Annotated in this window: 13 protein-coding genes; 3 read left to right on the top strand and 10 right to left on the bottom strand. The window is 45.8% G+C overall.

Annotated features, from left to right (window positions below):
• Positions 1-19: 19 nt before the first annotated feature.
• Together V7S65_RS29810 and V7S65_RS29805 are read right to left on the bottom strand one after the other, a co-directional pair.
• On the bottom strand, positions 20-1084 hold the full coding sequence (locus V7S65_RS29810) for a FecR family protein (RefSeq protein WP_111580213.1): 1065 nt from the start codon (positions 1082-1084) through the stop codon (positions 20-22).
• An 80-nt stretch (positions 1085-1164) separates the two neighbouring features.
• The gene (locus tag V7S65_RS29805; protein WP_336389364.1) at positions 1165-1725 is read right to left on the bottom strand and encodes an RNA polymerase sigma-70 factor; all 561 of its coding nucleotides are present in this window, start codon (positions 1723-1725) and stop codon (positions 1165-1167) included.
• A 259-nt stretch (positions 1726-1984) separates the two neighbouring features.
• Between V7S65_RS29805 and V7S65_RS29800 the strand changes: the two genes are divergently transcribed.
• Positions 1985-4360 (top strand): ABC transporter permease, encoded by a 2376-nt coding sequence (locus V7S65_RS29800; RefSeq protein ID WP_336389365.1) that lies wholly within the window; start codon positions 1985-1987, stop codon positions 4358-4360.
• 113 nt (positions 4361-4473) lie between these two features.
• Here the strand turns inward: V7S65_RS29800 and V7S65_RS29795 are convergent, their stop codons facing one another.
• The 4 genes from V7S65_RS29795 to V7S65_RS29780 form a co-directional block, all read right to left on the bottom strand.
• On the bottom strand, positions 4474-6075 hold the full coding sequence (locus V7S65_RS29795) for a RagB/SusD family nutrient uptake outer membrane protein (protein ID WP_336389366.1): 1602 nt from the start codon (positions 6073-6075) through the stop codon (positions 4474-4476).
• 17 nt (positions 6076-6092) lie between these two features.
• On the bottom strand, positions 6093-9251 hold the full coding sequence (locus V7S65_RS29790; RefSeq protein ID WP_336389367.1) for a SusC/RagA family TonB-linked outer membrane protein: 3159 nt from the start codon (positions 9249-9251) through the stop codon (positions 6093-6095).
• An 87-nt stretch (positions 9252-9338) separates the two neighbouring features.
• Positions 9339-10376, bottom strand: coding sequence for a FecR family protein (locus tag V7S65_RS29785; RefSeq protein ID WP_336389368.1), 1038 nt, complete (start codon positions 10374-10376; stop codon positions 9339-9341).
• A gap of 72 nt (positions 10377-10448) precedes the next feature.
• Positions 10449-11003 (bottom strand): sigma-70 family RNA polymerase sigma factor, encoded by a 555-nt coding sequence (locus V7S65_RS29780; RefSeq protein WP_336389369.1) that lies wholly within the window; start codon positions 11001-11003, stop codon positions 10449-10451.
• Positions 11004-11172: 169 nt separating this feature from the next.
• On the opposite strand from V7S65_RS29780, the gene V7S65_RS29775 reads away from it, so the two are divergent.
• Together V7S65_RS29775 and V7S65_RS29770 are read left to right on the top strand one after the other, a co-directional pair.
• Positions 11173-11853, top strand: a complete 681-nt coding sequence (locus V7S65_RS29775; RefSeq protein ID WP_336389370.1) for a hypothetical protein — start codon at positions 11173-11175, stop codon at positions 11851-11853.
• A 247-nt stretch (positions 11854-12100) separates the two neighbouring features.
• Positions 12101-13429, top strand: coding sequence for a DUF3108 domain-containing protein (locus V7S65_RS29770; protein ID WP_336389371.1), 1329 nt, complete (start codon positions 12101-12103; stop codon positions 13427-13429).
• Positions 13430-13510: 81 nt separating this feature from the next.
• Here the strand turns inward: V7S65_RS29770 and V7S65_RS29765 are convergent, their stop codons facing one another.
• The 4 genes from V7S65_RS29765 to V7S65_RS29750 all read right to left on the bottom strand — a co-directional run bounded on the left by V7S65_RS29765 (position 13511) and on the right by V7S65_RS29750 (position 18324).
• The gene (locus V7S65_RS29765) at positions 13511-14356 is read right to left on the bottom strand and encodes an OmpA family protein (protein WP_111580220.1); all 846 of its coding nucleotides are present in this window, start codon (positions 14354-14356) and stop codon (positions 13511-13513) included.
• Positions 14357-14508: 152 nt separating this feature from the next.
• On the bottom strand, positions 14509-16179 hold the full coding sequence (locus tag V7S65_RS29760) for an eCIS core domain-containing protein (RefSeq protein WP_336389372.1): 1671 nt from the start codon (positions 16177-16179) through the stop codon (positions 14509-14511).
• A gap of 95 nt (positions 16180-16274) precedes the next feature.
• Complete coding sequence (locus tag V7S65_RS29755) at positions 16275-17249, bottom strand: hypothetical protein (RefSeq protein WP_336389373.1); 975 nt, start codon at positions 17247-17249, stop codon at positions 16275-16277.
• A gap of 157 nt (positions 17250-17406) precedes the next feature.
• Positions 17407-18324, bottom strand: coding sequence for a PorP/SprF family type IX secretion system membrane protein (locus tag V7S65_RS29750; protein ID WP_159454471.1), 918 nt, complete (start codon positions 18322-18324; stop codon positions 17407-17409).
• Positions 18325-18331: the final 7 nt, after the last annotated feature.

The raw sequence follows: 18331 nt of genomic DNA, 5'->3' as shown, positions 1-18331 counted from the left end.
ATTTTTCATAACTTCTGGTTTACTTGATTGTCACTATATCATCCTGAATGGAATAATTGAATGGTTGAATATTCTGGAGTACCTCCAGCAGTTTTTCAATAGAAATATTATCTGCCCGTCCGGAAAATCTTAACGTGGCCAGTTGTTGGTTTTCGATGTTGATTTTCACTCCGTACCAGCGTTCCAGTCGCAGCGAAAGCGCCAGCAGTGATTCATTGCGGAATATGAGTTGATTGTTCATCCAGGCAGTTTCCATTACATGAATGGTATCTGTTGATGAAAGGACAGACAGTGGCTGACGTTCAATTTTTGTTTGTTCTTTATTACCTGATCCGGCGATGCTGTTGTTTGTTCCGGTATGATCGTTTATTGTTTTCCGGAGAATTACTTTCTGGTTTGGCATCACCTTCATCACTTTACGTTCATCCGTTGCCGTTACTTCCACTGCTCCTGAAATCACGGCGGTTTCCTCAAAATCTTCATCTTTATAGGAGCGGACATTAAACGCGGTGCCCAGTACCCGTATATCCATTTTTTGTGCATGGATGATAAACGGCCGGTTAGGCGCCTGTTTGATATCAAAATATGCTTCCCCGCTCAGGTATACTTCTCTTTTAGCCTTATCCAGTTTTTCCGGATACCTTAAAGTGCTGCCGGCATTGAGCCAGATAATGCTGCCATCAGATAAACGGATCTTTGTTTTCATACCGGCATCGGTGGATACGATCTTATACCCGGGATGTTGCCGGTACAGGTACACAAAGGTGAGCATGGCCGTTATACCCAGCATGGCGATGGCTACGGATAGCTGGTATTTATAGGCGTGCAGGAACTTTTTCCGGGAGCTTTTCCCGGTTAAAGACGGTTCCGCAGTAATGGTTCCCATCACCTTGTCTATCAGGGCATCGGTATGCGCTTCTTCTTCAGCAGCCGGTATCTTTTTAAAAGATAGCTGCTCCAGCTGTCCCGTCCTGAGCCAGTCTCCCGGATGCTCCAGCAGGAGCTTGTCCAGTTCCGTTTTTTCTTCCGTGGAAATCTCGCCGCTCCAATGCAGCGCCAGTAATTCCCATAATCGTTTGGTCATTTACAGAAAGTATGATTTCAGTTGATTCACTATTAAGACAACGCAAAAAAGAAAAACAATTAAGGTGGGCGAAAAAAAAGTCAGGAGTAGGAATATTGGATGGAGGAACCCAGTGCCGCCCATATTTTTTTGAGGGCGATGGTCATTTGTACATTTACAGTAGCCTTGGAGAGGTCCAGCAGCGTGGCTACCTGTTCATAGGTGAGCCCTTCTTCTTTTACGAGGATGAAGATCTGGCGGCAGCGGTGGGGTAAGGAGTTGATGGCGGCATTGATGTGCGATAGCTGTTCCTTGCTGATCAGGATGTCTTCCGGGTTTTTGGAAGTAACGCGGTTTACCTGTATTTCCCAGGCGGTATGGTGCGTAGTGCGGCGGCCATTGCTTTTCAGGTAATTGAGCGCGGTGTTTTTAACGGCTTTAAAAAGATAATACCGGACATCGTCAGGGGAGGTGACTTGTAGCCGTTGTTGCCATATTTTGATAAATACATCTGCCACAATTTCTTCGGCTTCTGCCTCATTACCTACAATATTACCGGCGAAATGCTTCAGGGAAGGAGTGAACGCTTTCATCATTTCTTTAAACGATGAAAGATCCCCTGTTGTCCAAAAAGAAGTATAATCGTGGTTTTGACTGCTCATAATAATGACCAAACCAAGTTAACTTATCTTTGGATAGGTACACTATGCAGTATTACCCGATTTTGATATTATATTATCATAAGTGGGAAGCCCGGCCTTTTGTGTTCAAAAGCGGACAATTTTTGTATCGAAAATGAACAAAACCATATTTATGATACAGCTACTTTGTTGTAAATCAATTAAATAGGTATCCGGCATTGTCTTGGCGCAGCATTCCCGCAAATCCCGTACGTTGCAGTCCGGGAATCATCCATCTATTATGATCAGAAATTTCTTCAAGGTCGTTTGCCGCAACCTGTGGCGTAACAAAGGGTTTTCAGCCATCAATATTACGGGGCTTGCTGTAGGCATGGCTGCCGCGATACTTATTTTGTTGTGGATACAGGACGAACGAAGCTACGACGGGTTTCATGCCAACAAGGACAGGATATACGAAGTATGGAATCGTGTACCCATTGAGGGTAAGCTCTCATACTGGAATACCGTATCGGCATTAACGGCCCGCGCGGTGGAAAAAGATCTGCCTGAAGTAGAGCGTGCGGTAAGGGTAGGTCCCAGTAGTGGTCTTCTTTCAGTGGGCGATAAAAAACTAATAAAGTCGGGCATGCTGGCAGATACCGGTTTCCTCCAGATGTTCACCTTCCCGATGCTGAAAGGCAATCCCATTACAGCGCTGAATGATGTGCATTCGGTAGTGCTTACTGAAAGAACTGCTAAAAGTTTATTCGGCAATGAAGATGCAATGGGGAAAATTATAAAAATTGAGAATAAAGATAATTTTACGGTTACCGGTATTTTAAAAGATTTACCTGGCAATACAAGATTTGATTTTGAATACCTGTTGCCCATGTCATCTTTAAAATACAGGGAAGGAACGGATTTAGGCTGGAGCGATAACAGTACCCCTACTTATGTAATGCTGAAACCAAATGTAAGCTATGCTTCCGCTGATGCTAAAATAAAAGAATTGAAGCAGCATTATAGTGATGAGGCAAAAACGATGAAATGGGAGATGTTTATTTACCCGCTTGACCGCTGGCGTTTATATTCAAGCTTCTCCAATGGTGGGGAAGATAACGGCGGCCGTAGTACATTCGTAAAAATATTCGGCATTATTGCCGGGTTAATATTATTGATTGCCTGCATCAACTTTATGAACCTGAGTACCGCAAGAAGTGAAAAGCGGGCGAAGGAAGTTGGAATAAGAAAAGTAGTGGGGGCACAGAAGAGTTCACTTATCAGTCAGTTTATCGGGGAGTCCGTTTTTATTGCCTTTCTGGCCGGTATGGTGGCGATCCTTATTGTTCAGCTGAGTTTGCCCGCCTATAACCAGCTTACGGATAAAAAACTATTTCTCGATTTTAGCAATGTCTATACCTGGATGGCGTTTATCGGGTTTATCCTGTTTACCGGTTTGTTAGCCGGCAGCTATCCCGCCTTCTTTCTTTCCTCTTTCCAACCTGTTAAAGTATTAAAAGGCACCTTTAAAAAAGCAAATGCGTTGGTAACGCCAAGAAAAGTATTGGTGGTACTGCAGTTTACATTTGCCACTGTTCTTATCATCTGTACTATTATTGTAAAGCAGCAGATAGACTATGCCCGTGAGCGGGAAACAGGATATAATAAAGATAATCTGGTGTATCATTTTATGACAGGTGATATATCAAAGAATTACGCGCTGATAAAAAATGAATTGCTTGAATCCGGTGTTGCGAAATCAGTTACAAAAACAAACTCCCCGCTTACTGAAAGGTGGAGTAATGGATGGGGACAGAAGTGGGAAGGGAAGGATCCGAATGATAAAACATCTTTCGACCGGTATTTAGCGGATGAAGGTTTGGGCGCTACGGCAGGGTTACAGTTTATTGAAGGCCGTGATTTCGATCTGAAAAAATACCCTACTGATTCATCAGCGCTCATTGTAAATGAATCCTCGCTGAAAGTAATGAAGTTTAAAGATCCGATTGGTAAAGTAGTAAGTGATCTTGGGGTTGACTGGCATATTGTAGGAGTCATTAAAGATTTTATTCTTACCAGCCCTTATGAGCCGACGAGGCCAATATTGATATGCGGTGCGAAGAGTAGCTTTATGACTTTTAAAGTGGTGCAGATAAAACTAAACGGAGATTATGCTACTGCGAAGAACCTTGAAAAAATGGAATCTATTTTCAGAAAATACAACCCGGATTATCCGTTTGAGTATAAGTTTATAGATGAAGCCTACGCGCGGAAATTTGAGAATGAACAACGCCAGGGCACTTTAGCCGCTTTATTTGCGGGGCTTACCATTTTTATTTCCTGCCTGGGGTTGTTTGGTCTTGCTACATATATGGCAGAAAGCAGGATCAAGGAAGTAGGTGTGCGGAAAGTATTAGGCGCCTCAGTGGCCGGTATTACTGCCTTATTGGCTAAAGACTTTGTAAAGCTGGTTATTATTTCATTTGTAATAGCGGCGCCATTATCATATTGGACGATGTATAAATGGCTGCAATATTATGAATATCGTGTTGCCATTCACTGGTGGGTATTCGCAGTTGCGTGTATCCTGTCCGTAGTAATAGCCGTTGCAACAGTAAGTTACCAGGCTATTAAAGCGGCGTTAATAAACCCGGTGATAAGTTTGAGAAAGGAATAGTTTCCCTGTTTAATTGCAGCAGAAGAATTCCCATATAAAAAGCCCGGAGCATTGCCCCGGGCTTTTTATTAGTATTTCCTGACGGTCGTTAATCCCGGCTGTTTTTTATGTGATTAATTCCAGCCATTGTTGACAGCCCTGGCTACATTAGGATTGTAATTTTTTTCTGCATCGGGAATAGGCAGCAGCAGGTGTTTGTCCTGGAACGGTTGTGTGCCGGTGCCGGGTTCTGCGGCCTTTTCTGCGTTGATGGTTTGTTTGATAATACCCCAGCGCAGCAGATCGAAGTAGCGGGACTGCTCACCGCACAATTCCAGCTGGCGTTCGCGTATCAGTATTTTCATGGCGTTTTCTTTATCGCCCAGCGTGGTATATAAAAATGCGTGCGAGCGGGAACGTACACTGTCGATCAGCGCCAGGGGAGCATTGCCTGTATTCCCTTGCTGGATCTGCGCTTCAGCCAGCATGAGCATTACATCTGCCAGGCGGATCACCTGTCCGTTGATCGGGCTTTTCGGATCGCCATATTTTTCCATGAGGTTATAGTATTCGTATTTCTTCCAGCGATAATCGCCCTGGGGATCGGCTGGATCAAAGGGATATGCCTTTGCACCGGTAGCGCATTGCTGGCAGTACAGCGTGTCTCCGCCGGAGGCGGCAGTGCCGTAGAAGGTGGATCTGGCGCGTGGATCCGTATAGAGCTGACCGTTAGCAGGGTTGGTATAGGTGAATGCTTTTACGGCTGCATTGCTGATGTACACGTTCTTCCAATCGTTCCAGCCGTATTCCATTGCACGGCCGGAATGCGTTTGTTTGCCTACCTGTTCTGCACCGTTGCCAAACATATAGTAGGGTGAACCAATGCCCCAGTCGGTCCATTGCTGGTTCATGATCTGGAAGATACTTTCCGGCGTGTTCTGGTTGGTGGTACTGAAAACATTATCAAAGGAAGGATCGAGTTGATACGCATACGGGGCGCCCATCAGTTTTTCGAATTCTGTTTGTGCAGGTACCCATTTTTTCTGGTAGAGGTATACCTTGCCAAGAAGGGCTGTGACAGCGCCTTTGGTAGCCCTGCCCAATTCTGCGGTGGGATATACGGCAGGCAGTTCGGCAGTAGCCTGGGCTTCTGTGAGGTCTTTTTCTATCTGTTTCCACACATCGGCAGCAGGGCTGCGGGATAAATAGTTGTTATTAAGTGTGGTCTGATAGTCGGTGTACAGTGGCACATCTCCCCATAATGTTACCAGGTGAAAGTAGGCATACGCCCGCAGGAACTTTACCTCTGCGAGGTACTGGTTCAGTTTGGCGCGATCGGCGGTAGCGGTGGGATTCCAGGCTGCAGCACGGTCGATCACGAGGTTGGTCCGGAATATCATGCGGTACAGGGAGCCCCATAATGCGCTGAGATTTGAGTTGTTGGAACCAAAACTGTAATCACCGAGTTCCTGTTCGGGGCCCTGCAAAAAGCTGGCACGTTTGGCATCGTGTCCCATCAGGTCGAAAATAAAATAATACTCCCGTGCCCATAACCCCGGATGCAGCAGCGTGGCGTAACTGGCCACAGTAGCCTGGTTGAGCGCACCTATGTTTGTAAAATAAGTATCGTACGCATAGGCGCTTTGATCCACCAGCTCGAGACGGGATTTTTTACATCCGGGTGCGACGGCGACCAGTGTGGCTACCAGGAGCAATTGATATATATACTTCTTCATAAAATACTTTTTAAAAATTAAAACCCTAGTTGAATACCTGCCAGGAAAGTTTTTGGCTGTGGTACCTGTCCCTGATCAATACCCCGCGCAAACAGGTAATCGCCTGCTATTTCCGGATCGTAACCGGTGTAATTAGTGATGGTGACTAAGTTTTGCGCTGCTACGTAAATGCGGAGCGATTTAACAGTGCCTTTGGTGATGTTGGTTAACATCGACACCGGTGCATTGTAACCGATGGTAATATTCCTCAAACGCAGGTAGCTGCCGTCTTCCAGCCACCAGTCGGATGGACGGAGGTTTCCATTGCCCGTAGCATTCTGGCCTATTCTTGGTAAAGCCGCTACATCACCGGGTTGGCGCCATCTGTCGAGTATGTCAGTAGAAGCGTTATGACCGGTAGCCATAATGCTGGTATTTAATTTTAAGCCGTTCAGAAGTTTTAATCCGCTGATACCGGATAGTACCACGTTCAGGTCGAAGTTCTTATACGTTACGCCGGCGTTGATGCCGTAAATATATTTCGGGATGGCGTTGCCCAGTATTTCCTGGTCTTTCGCGTTAACTACGCCATCGCCGTTGATATCTTTATAAATAAAATCTCCCGGTAACAAACCATCCTGGAATTTAGCGTTTGCCACGCCTGTTTTTTTAGCGGCTTCCTGGTCAAGCGCTGTAATTTCCGCGGCATCCCGGGCCACATGATCCAAACGGTAGCCATAAAAAGAACCGATGGCATAGCCGGCAGCAGTGTAGGTTGTAGCTGGTACGGGTGTGAAAGCACCTGCCTGGATAGGCGCGGAAAACTGGTCGCCTAATGACAGTACCTCGTTGCTGTTGATGGATCCGTTCACGCTTATGTTGTAGCTGAAGTTACTATTGATCTTATCCCTGTAACCGATGGTGAGTTCAAAGCCTTTATTTTGCGCGTCTGCAGCATTTACTGTTTTCCGCGGCTGCGTGCCGGTAGGGCTTACGCCAATACTTCCCGGCAGGAGGGTAGTAACCAGCAGGCCGGTACTTTTCCTGTTGTACCAATCGGCTTCGATGGTGAGGCGGTTATTTAAAAATGCCAGGTCGATACCGATATCTGTCTGGGCGGTTTGTTCCCATTTTAAATCGGGGTTACTTAAAGTGGTGATAGTGGTGCCGGATACAAATGTTTCCGTGCTGCCAAAGGAATATACCAGTGCACCTCCGGGTGTACCCTGGTACGTTTTCGCGGTATTCAGGAAGTTAGGAATGTTGTTGTTGCCGGTTTGTCCCCAGCTTGCGCTGAGTTTACCATCCGACAATACAGGGAATGCCTTCTTCATAAATCCTTCTTCTGAAAAGCGCCACGACAAGCCCGCTGCGGCGAAGTTACCATAACGGTTATTAATACCGAAGTTGGAGGCGCCATCCCTGCGGTAGCTGGTGGTCAGGATATATTTATCATCAAAAGTATAGTTCAACCGGCCGTAATAAGAGATCACGGAAGGACGGGCATAGTTGGAATAGGAGTTGGTAACAGACTGGGAAGAAGCTACGCCTACGTTGGGGATATTATCATTGGGCTGACCGGTACCTCTTATAGTAGAGCCGTTGGTGATACCCGGGTCGATATAGCTTTGTCCCGCTATTAAAAAGAGCTGGTGTTTGCCGAGTATTTTGTCGTACGACAGATAGTTTTCCAGCATGTAATAGGAGTTCTCTGTAAAGCCCAGCATCGACTGGCGGGCCTGGTTCAGGAAGTTGGACGACTGGTACTGTTGCTGGTAGCTGTTGTTCCGGTTGGAGTTCACTTCTGCTGCAAACTGTGAGCGGAATTTCAGTCCGTCGATGATACGTACTTCGCCCGACAGCTGAGGGAAAAAGGCCAGTGATTTAGTCGTTTGACTTCTCATGGAAATATCCTGGAGCGGATTACTGGCGTTGCTGTAGTCGTCGATGTTTGACATGATAGAATAACCGCCCTGTATAGATGCGTCCAGCACGGGTTTATACGGGGCGTACTGAATGGCATTGATAATGCTGGCATAGTTGCCATTGCTCACATATTGTCTGAATATCAGGTTCTGGGTAAACCGGAAGCGTCCCAGTATTTCTTCCAGCCCCACGCGTGCCTGGAATCTTTTGTTGGTAGCGTTGGTTATGATCGCCTGCTGATTGATATAGGTGGCAGATACAGAGTAGTTTACTTTTTCACCGCCGCCGCTGATGTTCAGATCGTGTTCGGATACAAGGGCGTTGCGGAAAATGGCATCCTGCCAGTTGGTGCTGTCCTGTAATACCGCCGGAGTATTGAATTTCGCGGGCAGTACGGCATTTTTGGTAGCGGCGAGATCTTTCAACGCATCAACGTACTGCACTGCGTTGAGAAGGTCCAGTTGTTTCCATGCTTTAGCGATGCCCCATTGGGAAGTAAAGTTAACACGGGGCGGACCGGGCTTTCCTTTTTTGGTGGTGATGATCACCACGCCGTTGGCAGCTGCAGAGCCGTAGATAGCAGTAGAAGACGCATCTTTCAGAATGGTGATGCTTTCTATATCCTGCGGATTGAGCGTATTGAACAGGTTTTTGGTTCCCTGGATACCATCAACCACGTACAGCGGATTGATGTCGGTGAAACTACCGGTACCGCGGATAATGATCTGGGCATCTGCACCGGCAGCGCCGCTGTTTTGCACTACCTGTACACCGGCAGCTTTACCGATAAGCAGCTGTGAGGGGTTGGTAGCATTTACAGCGCCTGCTTCTTTTACCGTTACCACGTTGAAGGCGCCTACCACATCTTTTTTCCGGGCGGAGCCATAGCCGATAACGATGATATCGTTCAGGGCTGCTACCGTTTTCACGAGGCGCACGGAAAAAGTGAGTGTGGCGCCAGGCTTGAGGCTGACGTTATTGAGTTGCTGTGTTTCAAAGCCCATGTAAGAAATGCTGAGTAGATATTTGCCTTCAGGCGGCAGTCCGGAGAAACGGAATATGCCGTTGCTGTCGGTAACTACGCCGGCAGAATACTTTGTTTTTTCATTCAGCGCCACTACGGAGGCATTGGGGAGGAGTTCGCCCTGATCGGTACGCACGGTGCCGGTTACCTGCAGGCGACCCTGCGCCTGAGAGGACATGGAAAGGCCTGCTATCAGCATGCATAGCAGCAGGGGCAAATGCCATTTTGGTCGATAAAACATTTTCATAACTGGGACGTGTTTTTTAAAAATCCGGGGCATAGCAAGCCCCGGGCGCCTTTGCGCCTTTTGTGGAATAGAACTATAGTTGTTGAATTATTTCTTCTTAATAATAAATCCGCTATCGTTTCTGATCAGCTTCAGATTATTGGGAAGCGTTAAATCGGTCAGTATCTTCACCAGCGAGTCGGTCTTTTCAAATTTACCATCGAAGTAGATCTCTGTTACATCCGACGGATAATAATAGATGGCTACACCGTAATAGTTACTCAGCTGATCGAGGACCTGCGCCATTGGTTGATTATTAAATTTATACCAGTCCGGCTTTGCATTCCCGGTGTTGTTGTTTCCTGCTTTTACTAATATACCCGTGCCCGTAGTATTGAAATCTGCCACGATGGATCTTCCTGTTTTGCGGTAGTACCGGAGTTCTTTTCCTGGTGTAAGTACTACCTTCTTATTGTTGGGGGCTCCCTGTACCAACACCTTACCGGTGTTCAGCCGTACGGTAATCATATCTTCCCCGGGGATCGCTTTCACATGAAAAAAGGTACCCAGTACGGTAGTATACAGTTCGCTGCTATACACCACGAAGGGGTGTTGTTTATCGGCTACTACAGTAAAATCTGCCTCTCCTGTAAGATATATATTCCTGTTGTCCCTGAACTGTTTATTATACACCATGCTGGCATCCGGGAAAAGCTGTACCACTGATCCATCCGGCAGCACGGTAGTGATGGTTTTGCCGCTGGTGTTTTCTTTGCGTTCCTGTTGTTCCGGCGGAATAGATGCGATTGTTGCGGACGCAACAACTGTTTCCTTTTCCTGGTCGCGGTTTACCAGTAACAAACTTCCTCCTATCAGCACGCCTGCGGTTACTGCCGCGATGGCCAGTCGTTTCGCCCATTTTGTACGGCTATTGGCAAATACGGTTTGGCGGTGGATGTTTTTCAGCCACTGTTGGGAAACCGTTTCCGGAAAATTGCCATCGTCCTGTATCTGCAGAAATTCTTCTTCCGGCAGGTATTTCTCCAGCATATCCGGATGTTCCTGCAGGTAGGTGGCTACCTCACGGGCTTCTTCCGGTGTGCATTGATTGCTAAAGAACCGCGCCAGTAATTCGTCATTTATCATGTTATGTACGGCTGATAGATAAGTAATACGTTTGTGAAAGACAGACTACTTAGTTGAAACGTAAAAATATTTTCAAAACGGGAAAAGCCAGGCTAGGAGGGGAAGCAGCAGACGGAGATAATGTTTTATTTGCCTGATGGCCTGAAAGATATGTGACTCCACAGTTCTGGACGACAAGGAAAGTTCATGCGCTATCTGCTGATGGCTCATACCTTTAAATCGGCTCATTTCAAATACTTTGCGGCGCATCGGCGGCATTTCTTCCAGTGCGTGGGCCAGTTTATGTTGCAGCTCTTTTTCGGCCAGCCGGCCCCAGAGGTCATCTGCCGGCAGGGTGTACTGCTCAATCACGTGGACCACCTTTTCTTTGTACACGGTTTCCTTCCGGAGAAAGTCGATCAGGGTGGTACGAGCAATCCGGAACAGCTGGAGCTGTACGTCGAGATCGTCTGCCAGGCTTTCCCGGTAGTTCCAGAACTTGATGAATGTAAGCTGCGCCACCTCCTCTGCGATGAAAGGAGACTTTGTTTTCCGGAGAATAAAATAGTAGATCCTTTTGTGGCACGAATAGTATACTTCATTAAATACCAAAAGGTTACCTTGTTTCAAAGCAGCTATAGTATTCACAACGTGGCGTTTTACACCGGCAATTTAAATAAATAAATGCGGGAATTCCTATAGGGGGTGATAATGAGGTGGTGGAGGAAGGAAATAGGGGGCTTCTGTACGGAGAATTTTTTCAGCGATTGTTAACGGCATTATCGATATCTTGAAATGTAAATATCAAAGATTTAAAATGATCATGAACTTTTTAAGGAACATTTTCAAAAAGGCTGGAGGAAGAACTGAATTCAATATTGAAGTATATATTAAGAAGCATTTAAAGGAAGTAAATGATAAGGTTCCCATGTTGGAAGAGAGGTATGGCAAGGATTTCTTCTCTTTTTTTTACAGGCATGATGCAGATGAAATGATACGCAGGGAGCTGTTAAAAGTACTTGAATTTTCAGCGTCAAGCCTGGATTGCCTGGATAACGATCATTGGCCCCAAAAGCATCCTTTTAATTTCCCCGGAACATTTTATACCGGAGAGTCTGATAGTTGTGGTACAGGGGAGACAGAAGCGCCTTTTAATGTACTGTTTGACGCCAATTGCCAGGAGTATGTTTTTAAACAACCCCAAAGTTATGCTGAATTGTTGTGCGTTATCGATGCCGGGGCTGTAGAGGTGTTCGACAGCTATTCCTGTAACGGGAATAAATATTGGACGTATAGTCAATGTAAAAATTGGTGGGCCGGTAAGGCCGATTTAATATACCAGTTAAATGACTCCGCCCTAAAAGAAATGAACAGGGGAAGGGAACAGCTTTACATAGATTACCTCAATTCGGATGCAGAATATGATCTGAGAAGATATTGTTTTTTCTTAGAGAATAACTTTTATCCTGGTGATGGAGTAGCGTTACCCGATTTATAAGGATCAGGAAAAGTACAAAATTCTTCTTAACAGAAAAAATAAAAACATCCCCCATATCACGCAGGAACTCAGAAAAATACCTGTAAACCAGTAGAAAAAATACCTGCTTACCAGTAGATCAGTGAGCCGGAAAAGCATTTACTTTTGATGGTGAAAGATGGTAATCTAAGTATATTGCAGATTACAAGGCAAAAGACCGTTTCAGAACCGGCTACCTTTATTTTGAACAAAGCATATTAAACCCAACATGATCATTCATCCTTTTAAGTATTCCCGGGTACCGGGCATTTTTTTTACGCTGATACTTCTTATTACAGCGGGTTTGTGTAATGCACAAGTTGCCTTAACGCCGGGAAAGATTCCTTTTGAAACAAAATATCTCAAAACCGGGAAGTATGAAATGGGCTGCTATATTGTAGATGGGGGCAGGGAGACGGAGATCAGTTCATTTATCATTGATATTAATGCGAACAAAGAAACGATGTCTATCGTTACCACATTAAACCTGGTTGGTGCCAGTGACCCACGGATTGACACCATTATTTCTGATGGGAAAACTTTCACGCCTCTTTACAGGTCTTCATTCAACGACAAGTATGACCTGAGGATCAACTATGGAAAGGAAGTTACAGGGTACCATTACGACAAACAAAGCGGGGAGAAACGTGTTATCAAAGAACCGGTAAACGAAACTTTTTTTGATGGGTATTGCTATCCCTATTTACTTGGATTACTTCCCCTTGCTTCCGGATACAGTGCCAGCATGCCGGTGTATGATTACAGACCGGAGAATACCGTTAATCTGAAAAAGGCGATTATTGAAGAAGTAACCAGCGGTATGTATACCAGTAGTCTTACAGGTCCGCATAAGGTTTGGCTGGTGACTGTTTTTGAACAGGCCACCAACGATAAGTACGTGTATTACATCGACAAAGAAACCCGCAGGTTATGGAAGGTGGATATATTTTCCAATGCCGGCCAGCATATTCTGATGGTTGACAGAGAGACAGATTTTAATCCTTTCAAGAGCACTTTTGATAAAGTGGCTACCATGAAACTGATAAAGTCGGGCAGTGCGGTGATCAGTGGACAAGTGTATGCGAAAGACAATGAAAATGAAGGAATGCTTAGTGGTATTGCAGTGATTAATATAAATAAAAAACAATACGCCCGCGCAGGTACATCCATTGTTTTGATCCCCTATACCGATTTCTTTAAAGAATGGATAAAATTAAATGAAGCATCCAGGAAAAAGGGAAGGGCAGTACCACTTCCGAAAGAAGCGGCGGAATGTATCAAAACAACAACTGTATATGATGACAAGGGCCATTTTGAATTTGTAAACCTGATGCCCGGCGACTACCTGATTTTTGCGGAAATTGGTTATGTACATACGTCCAGGCGAACTGAAGTGGTAGGTTATACGGATACTTATGTAAATGGCCTGTACCAGGGAACCTCTGAGAATACAACTGTCAGAAGTTATGTTGGTAACACTTCAGCCACTGTTAAAAAGGTAGTGAAGATAGAAAAAGAAGGAGAGACGGTAGAAGTGAAACTGAAGAAGACGTTATAGTTATTGCCGAATGAATTTTCAGGCAGCCGGAGGTTAATCCTCCGGCTGCTTTTTTATCTTCATAGTCGGATCATCCTGCGCTTACCTGCGTACCAATTCTACCCTTCTGTTGCTGGCTTTACCTGCTTCCGTTGCATTAGAGCCTATGGGTGATAAGGGGCCGACCCCTTCCGCCGTCAATTGTCCGGCACTCACACCATGTTTGGTGGTCAACTCATTTACAATAGCGGTTGCCCGTTGTTTTGACAGTGTAAGGTTATGCTGAAAATCCCCGGTATTATCGGTATGCCCAACGATAAATACTTTCTGAGAGGGATCCGCTTTTAAAAAGCTGGCTATTTCTTTCAAACTGGGAGTAGATTCAGGTTTGATAGTTGCCTTGTCGGTGTCAAAATAAATACCGTAAAAGGCCATTTTCCCTTCTTCTTTCATTCCTTTTTTTATCTGCTCGGCGGTGATGGCTTCCACATCCTGGCGCATAGCGCCTTCTTTTACACTGGTTACCGTATAATAGCCGCTGCCGTCTGTATAAACCTGCAACCAGTATGTGTCGCTTCCCTTTTTGATTTTGCCATACAGCGTGCTGTTTTTGTTATAGGCATCCGGTAGCTCACCACCTGCCTTTACAATGGCATTCTTATAATTTTGATAGATCTGAACGGGGGCGGGTCGATTTTCAAAGTCACCCAGCCAGCGAAAGGATACTTCCAGGAATTCTCCGGATTTTTCCACAACGCTATAACCGTTTGGGGATTTGTCGTTCAGCGTAAACTCCAGCTTGTCGAACTCCCGGTTAACGCAATCCGATACTTCAAAATTGGACATGTTGCTGAACAAGGGATGGCCCGGGCATTTTTGTCCATAGATATTACTGGTCACACCAATGCAGGTGATAAGCAGAAGGTTAAAAAAGAAAGAATGTTTCATAGTTGAAAGGATGATGACTACTTACATATTGAGTAGCCCGCTGTAGTTGATAACAACGGCGCCTATTCGTAAAAATAGTGTTTTTTTGTTATCACTTCATGGCATAATTTACTTTCCCGGATCTGGTAATAACAGCAGCCGGAGAAGGCACATTATGGATGCGGTGGGAAATCAGTATGGGTGCCAATCGGCCTTACATCTAACCAGAGTGTATATTGACGGCCATTCGTCTGCCATCTGTTAAATAATCTCGCTTCGAGGAACATCCATCTTTGCCTAATTCTTTTTTTAACACTCACGGATGTGGCACTGTTGTAATCATCTGATAATTTATTCAGTCTCCGTACAAAGTCCACCTCGTCATTGTAAATGGCCAGCGCTAACTGATGGTCCGGGTTCAACCCAACTTCATGTTCGCCACGGCCATGATCTTCATCTACTTCTTTTTCTTTCTCCTTTTTCCCCGTTTTCTTTTTCTTCTCCTCTCTGATTTGATGTAGCTGCTCCAGTACCGATACTGCTTTTACATAAGGGAAGCATCTTTCCGGAATAACAATTTCCCCACCCCCGGACATGATATAGTAACATAATTCATTCCCATGCTCCTTATCGAGGATCTCGGTATGATTACTTTCTTCGTTAGGTGACCTTACCGCTCCAATGTTTGATTTGATATATATAGCAACAAAACTGTCGCCATATACAATACCGTCAACAACGGTTGCCAGTTTCTTTTTTCCTACGGGTGTTACATAAAAACCGCGCCCTTTACCGATATGGTTAGCTGAATCCACTTTTTCCACTGCAGGTCCCTTCGCCACGAGGCTCTCCAGGTTTGCGAAATCAGTTTCATGCACCCCGAGTTTTTTCAGCCCCTTGTAGGTTTCAGGAAAGTTTTCCCATCCAAACTCTTCAGGAGTCTGGCGGCGTTTTGGCTGCTGGCTTACCTCGGGTAACGAAAAGCTTTGCACTCCTTTAAAATCTTCCTCTCCGAATCCTGCTTCCTCTCCAAAACCTTCTCCATATCCTCCATCTTCCTCTTCTTCAGATGATTCTTTTTCCAGGTCTTCAACTATATCACTCACGCTGCTATCGTCGCTTTTAAGCAGCCGGATCAGCCTTAGCAGTTCCGTTTTCTCGTTGTCTTTCAGCGGCTTGGTTATTCCAAGGTGCGGGCTCCAGCCTATGGCGAGCTTCAGGTCTGCCAGTTTCGACGATTCAGTGAGGTCCACGCCGTTGATCTGCATCAGTTGAGCCGTAGGTACAACCGAAGCAGCCGCCTGCTGTTTGAAGGCCTTGTAAGGCCCGGTTGCAGGATCTTTCGATAACTGTACCGCCTTTTGTCCCATCTCATCCGCTTCTTTTTCCAGCCCTGAATCATTATTGATATTTACCTTACCCTTCAATTGCATGGTGGGCGTTACCCGTCCCTGTTTCTGCTGTACAACATGCCAGGCTTCATGCGGCAGGTGTTTTTCCTGGCCGGATGCCAGGTGTATATCCGTTCCCTGGGCAAAAGCGTGCGCCTGTAGTTGTGAAGGCTTGCCTGAATTGTAATGTACATTTACATCATCCATTGAATAACCCGACAGGTTTTCAATGCCGGATTTAAGGTTATCAGGCAAACCGGTATTATTGGACTTTAATTGAAATGGCTTAGGCCCATTACGCATTTGTAACGGATCTTCTTCATGATCCTTTTCATCAGATACTCTTTGAACTGGCTGAACAGCGGGCTTCGATATTCCTGAAATACTATGGTTGTACGCGGCAGCGGTGGATGGTGAATGTATCACCCCGCTATACTGGTTTTCATGTGACATAATATGAGGGATTGGATTATATCATATATTGTAATTTACATCATTTGGGTTATAAAATGATGTAAAATCATGACAAGCCCGCTTTGAAATGATGGCTATCTAACCACCATCCCCGTTATCCCCCCGATGATATCATTCAAACCCACCGGCTTCTCATTTTTCCAGTAAGTGGCTTTGCCATCAAGATAACCAGCTATATAAACGTCGTTTCCTGCAACCGTGATAACGCTTGCGCCGGCGCCGGAGGCCTCTTTGCCATCGGTGAGCCTCACCGCTTTCCCGTTTTTCCAGTAAACAATGATATTGGCGCCTTCCGCATTCCTGTCGATCCCGGTTACGTATACATCATTGCCGGATACCGCAATCGCATTGGCCCTGCAGCCACCGGGAAGTATCACCGGTTCACCGTTTTTCCAATACATGGCCACTTCCTTTCCATCTTCATCCATTTTAAAACCTGCTACATAAATGTCGTTGCCGGATATGGCAACAGCATGGGCTTCCGCGCTCTTCTGCCCGTCCGACAGTGGGATGGCGGTGCCGTTTTTCCAGCAGGTGGCCACATAGTTGCCCTGATCATTTGGCTGGTAACCGGCTATATAAACATCGCTGCCGTTGAGCGCAATGGCATGTATTTCAGCGTCTGCACCCAACGAGGTGGGGGCGCCGTTTTTCCAGTATACTGCATCGCCGCCATGGCTGCCGATCACATGTACATCCGGGCCGGATATAGCGATACCAATAGCTTTGGAAAATGTTTCCCCGTTGGCGAGCGTTACTGCTTTCCCGTTTTTCCAATAGGTGGCAACAGGCTCTCCGGCGGTGTTATATTCATGACCGGCAACATAATCATCATCGCCGGATACTGCAATAGCAGCCGCTCCTGCGGTCGTTTTGCCATCCGTTAGCCGGATTGTTTTTCCATTTTTCCAATAAGTAAGGCCAGGTTCTTTACCGGAATAGTCGTCATATACCGCTAATATAGCAGGAGAGGACTGGGCTTTAACTGTAGAGGTAAAAGTTAACAACAATGCCAGCGCGCTGGCCAGGGGTTTAATTTTTCTGATCATGCTTTACTTTTTTGCAGGTGTTCCGTTTAGGGTGCGTCAGTACGTAATTAAGGGCTGAAGATACGATTTTTTATATACCGGAGAAGAGGTAGGTGCATGAAAAAAAGCCTTCGGATCATCCTGACCGAAGGCTTTTAAAAAAGTATGATAACAGATTTTATTTGAAAAGATGAATGACCAGGTTTACTTCAAATGTTCCATTGGTGTAGTTGCTTAAACCTGCCGTCTGCGAGTTGTATACCAGCTGGAATCCGGCTATGGACCTGTAGTTTACGCCTGCGCCGGCACTAAAGCTCTTCGAAGAATGATACATGGCAAACGCATTCAGTTGTTGTTGTAAGAAGATGAAATTAGCGCCGGCATCAATAATATTATCATACCCTTTCACACCACGCATACACACTTTAGGTTCTATTGAATTCAGCTGCCCGTCCATTTCAAATTTATATCCCGCTGCAGCGAAGTACAGGGCGCGATCTATTCCATCGTCTTCGGCTTTGTTTTTAACAAAGCTAACCAGGTTTGGGACAGATGCCTGCACCGTAAGCCCTTTGCGGGTGTAGGCCATGCCGAAGTCGCCTTCAAAGTAATTATCCCTTCTGTTGAATGCGTTGATGTAGGTGTCGGTTATATCGCCATTGACCCCTTTGGTATCCAACCGGCGGTTTATAAATGCGGCCGACAGGCCAAAATGCAATACCCCTGCGCCGCTTAAACTCAATGGAAGGTGGTAAGCATAAGTGAAGGCTACTTTTGTGCTGTTGATCAAGCCGGCTTTATCGTTAAAAATATTCATGCCAATGCCTACGCGCTTTCCTAGCATATAGTCGGCCGTAAGGGCTTTGGCCACCGGCGCCCCCGGTATATCTGACGACTGCCGCTGGTAGGCCGCGTACACATGTAACCCGGTGTCGATACCTGCCATTGCTGCATTGGCCATATACTGATCCAGGAAGTATTGTGCCGCCAATGGCTCATACATCATGGTAGGATTGCCTGCAGTTTGTGCGCCTGCATATTGACTGCTGAGAGCGAAAGCTCCCAGCAGCGTGATATATCTCACATACTTTTTCATAGTCGTT

The organism is Chitinophaga sp. CCNWYY40, from assembly GCF_037483205.1.
GTDB classification, from domain to species: domain Bacteria; phylum Bacteroidota; class Bacteroidia; order Chitinophagales; family Chitinophagaceae; genus Chitinophaga; species Chitinophaga ginsengisegetis.
Note: the sequence above shows the minus strand (reverse complement) of the source record. Positions and strands in the feature narration are given on the sequence as shown.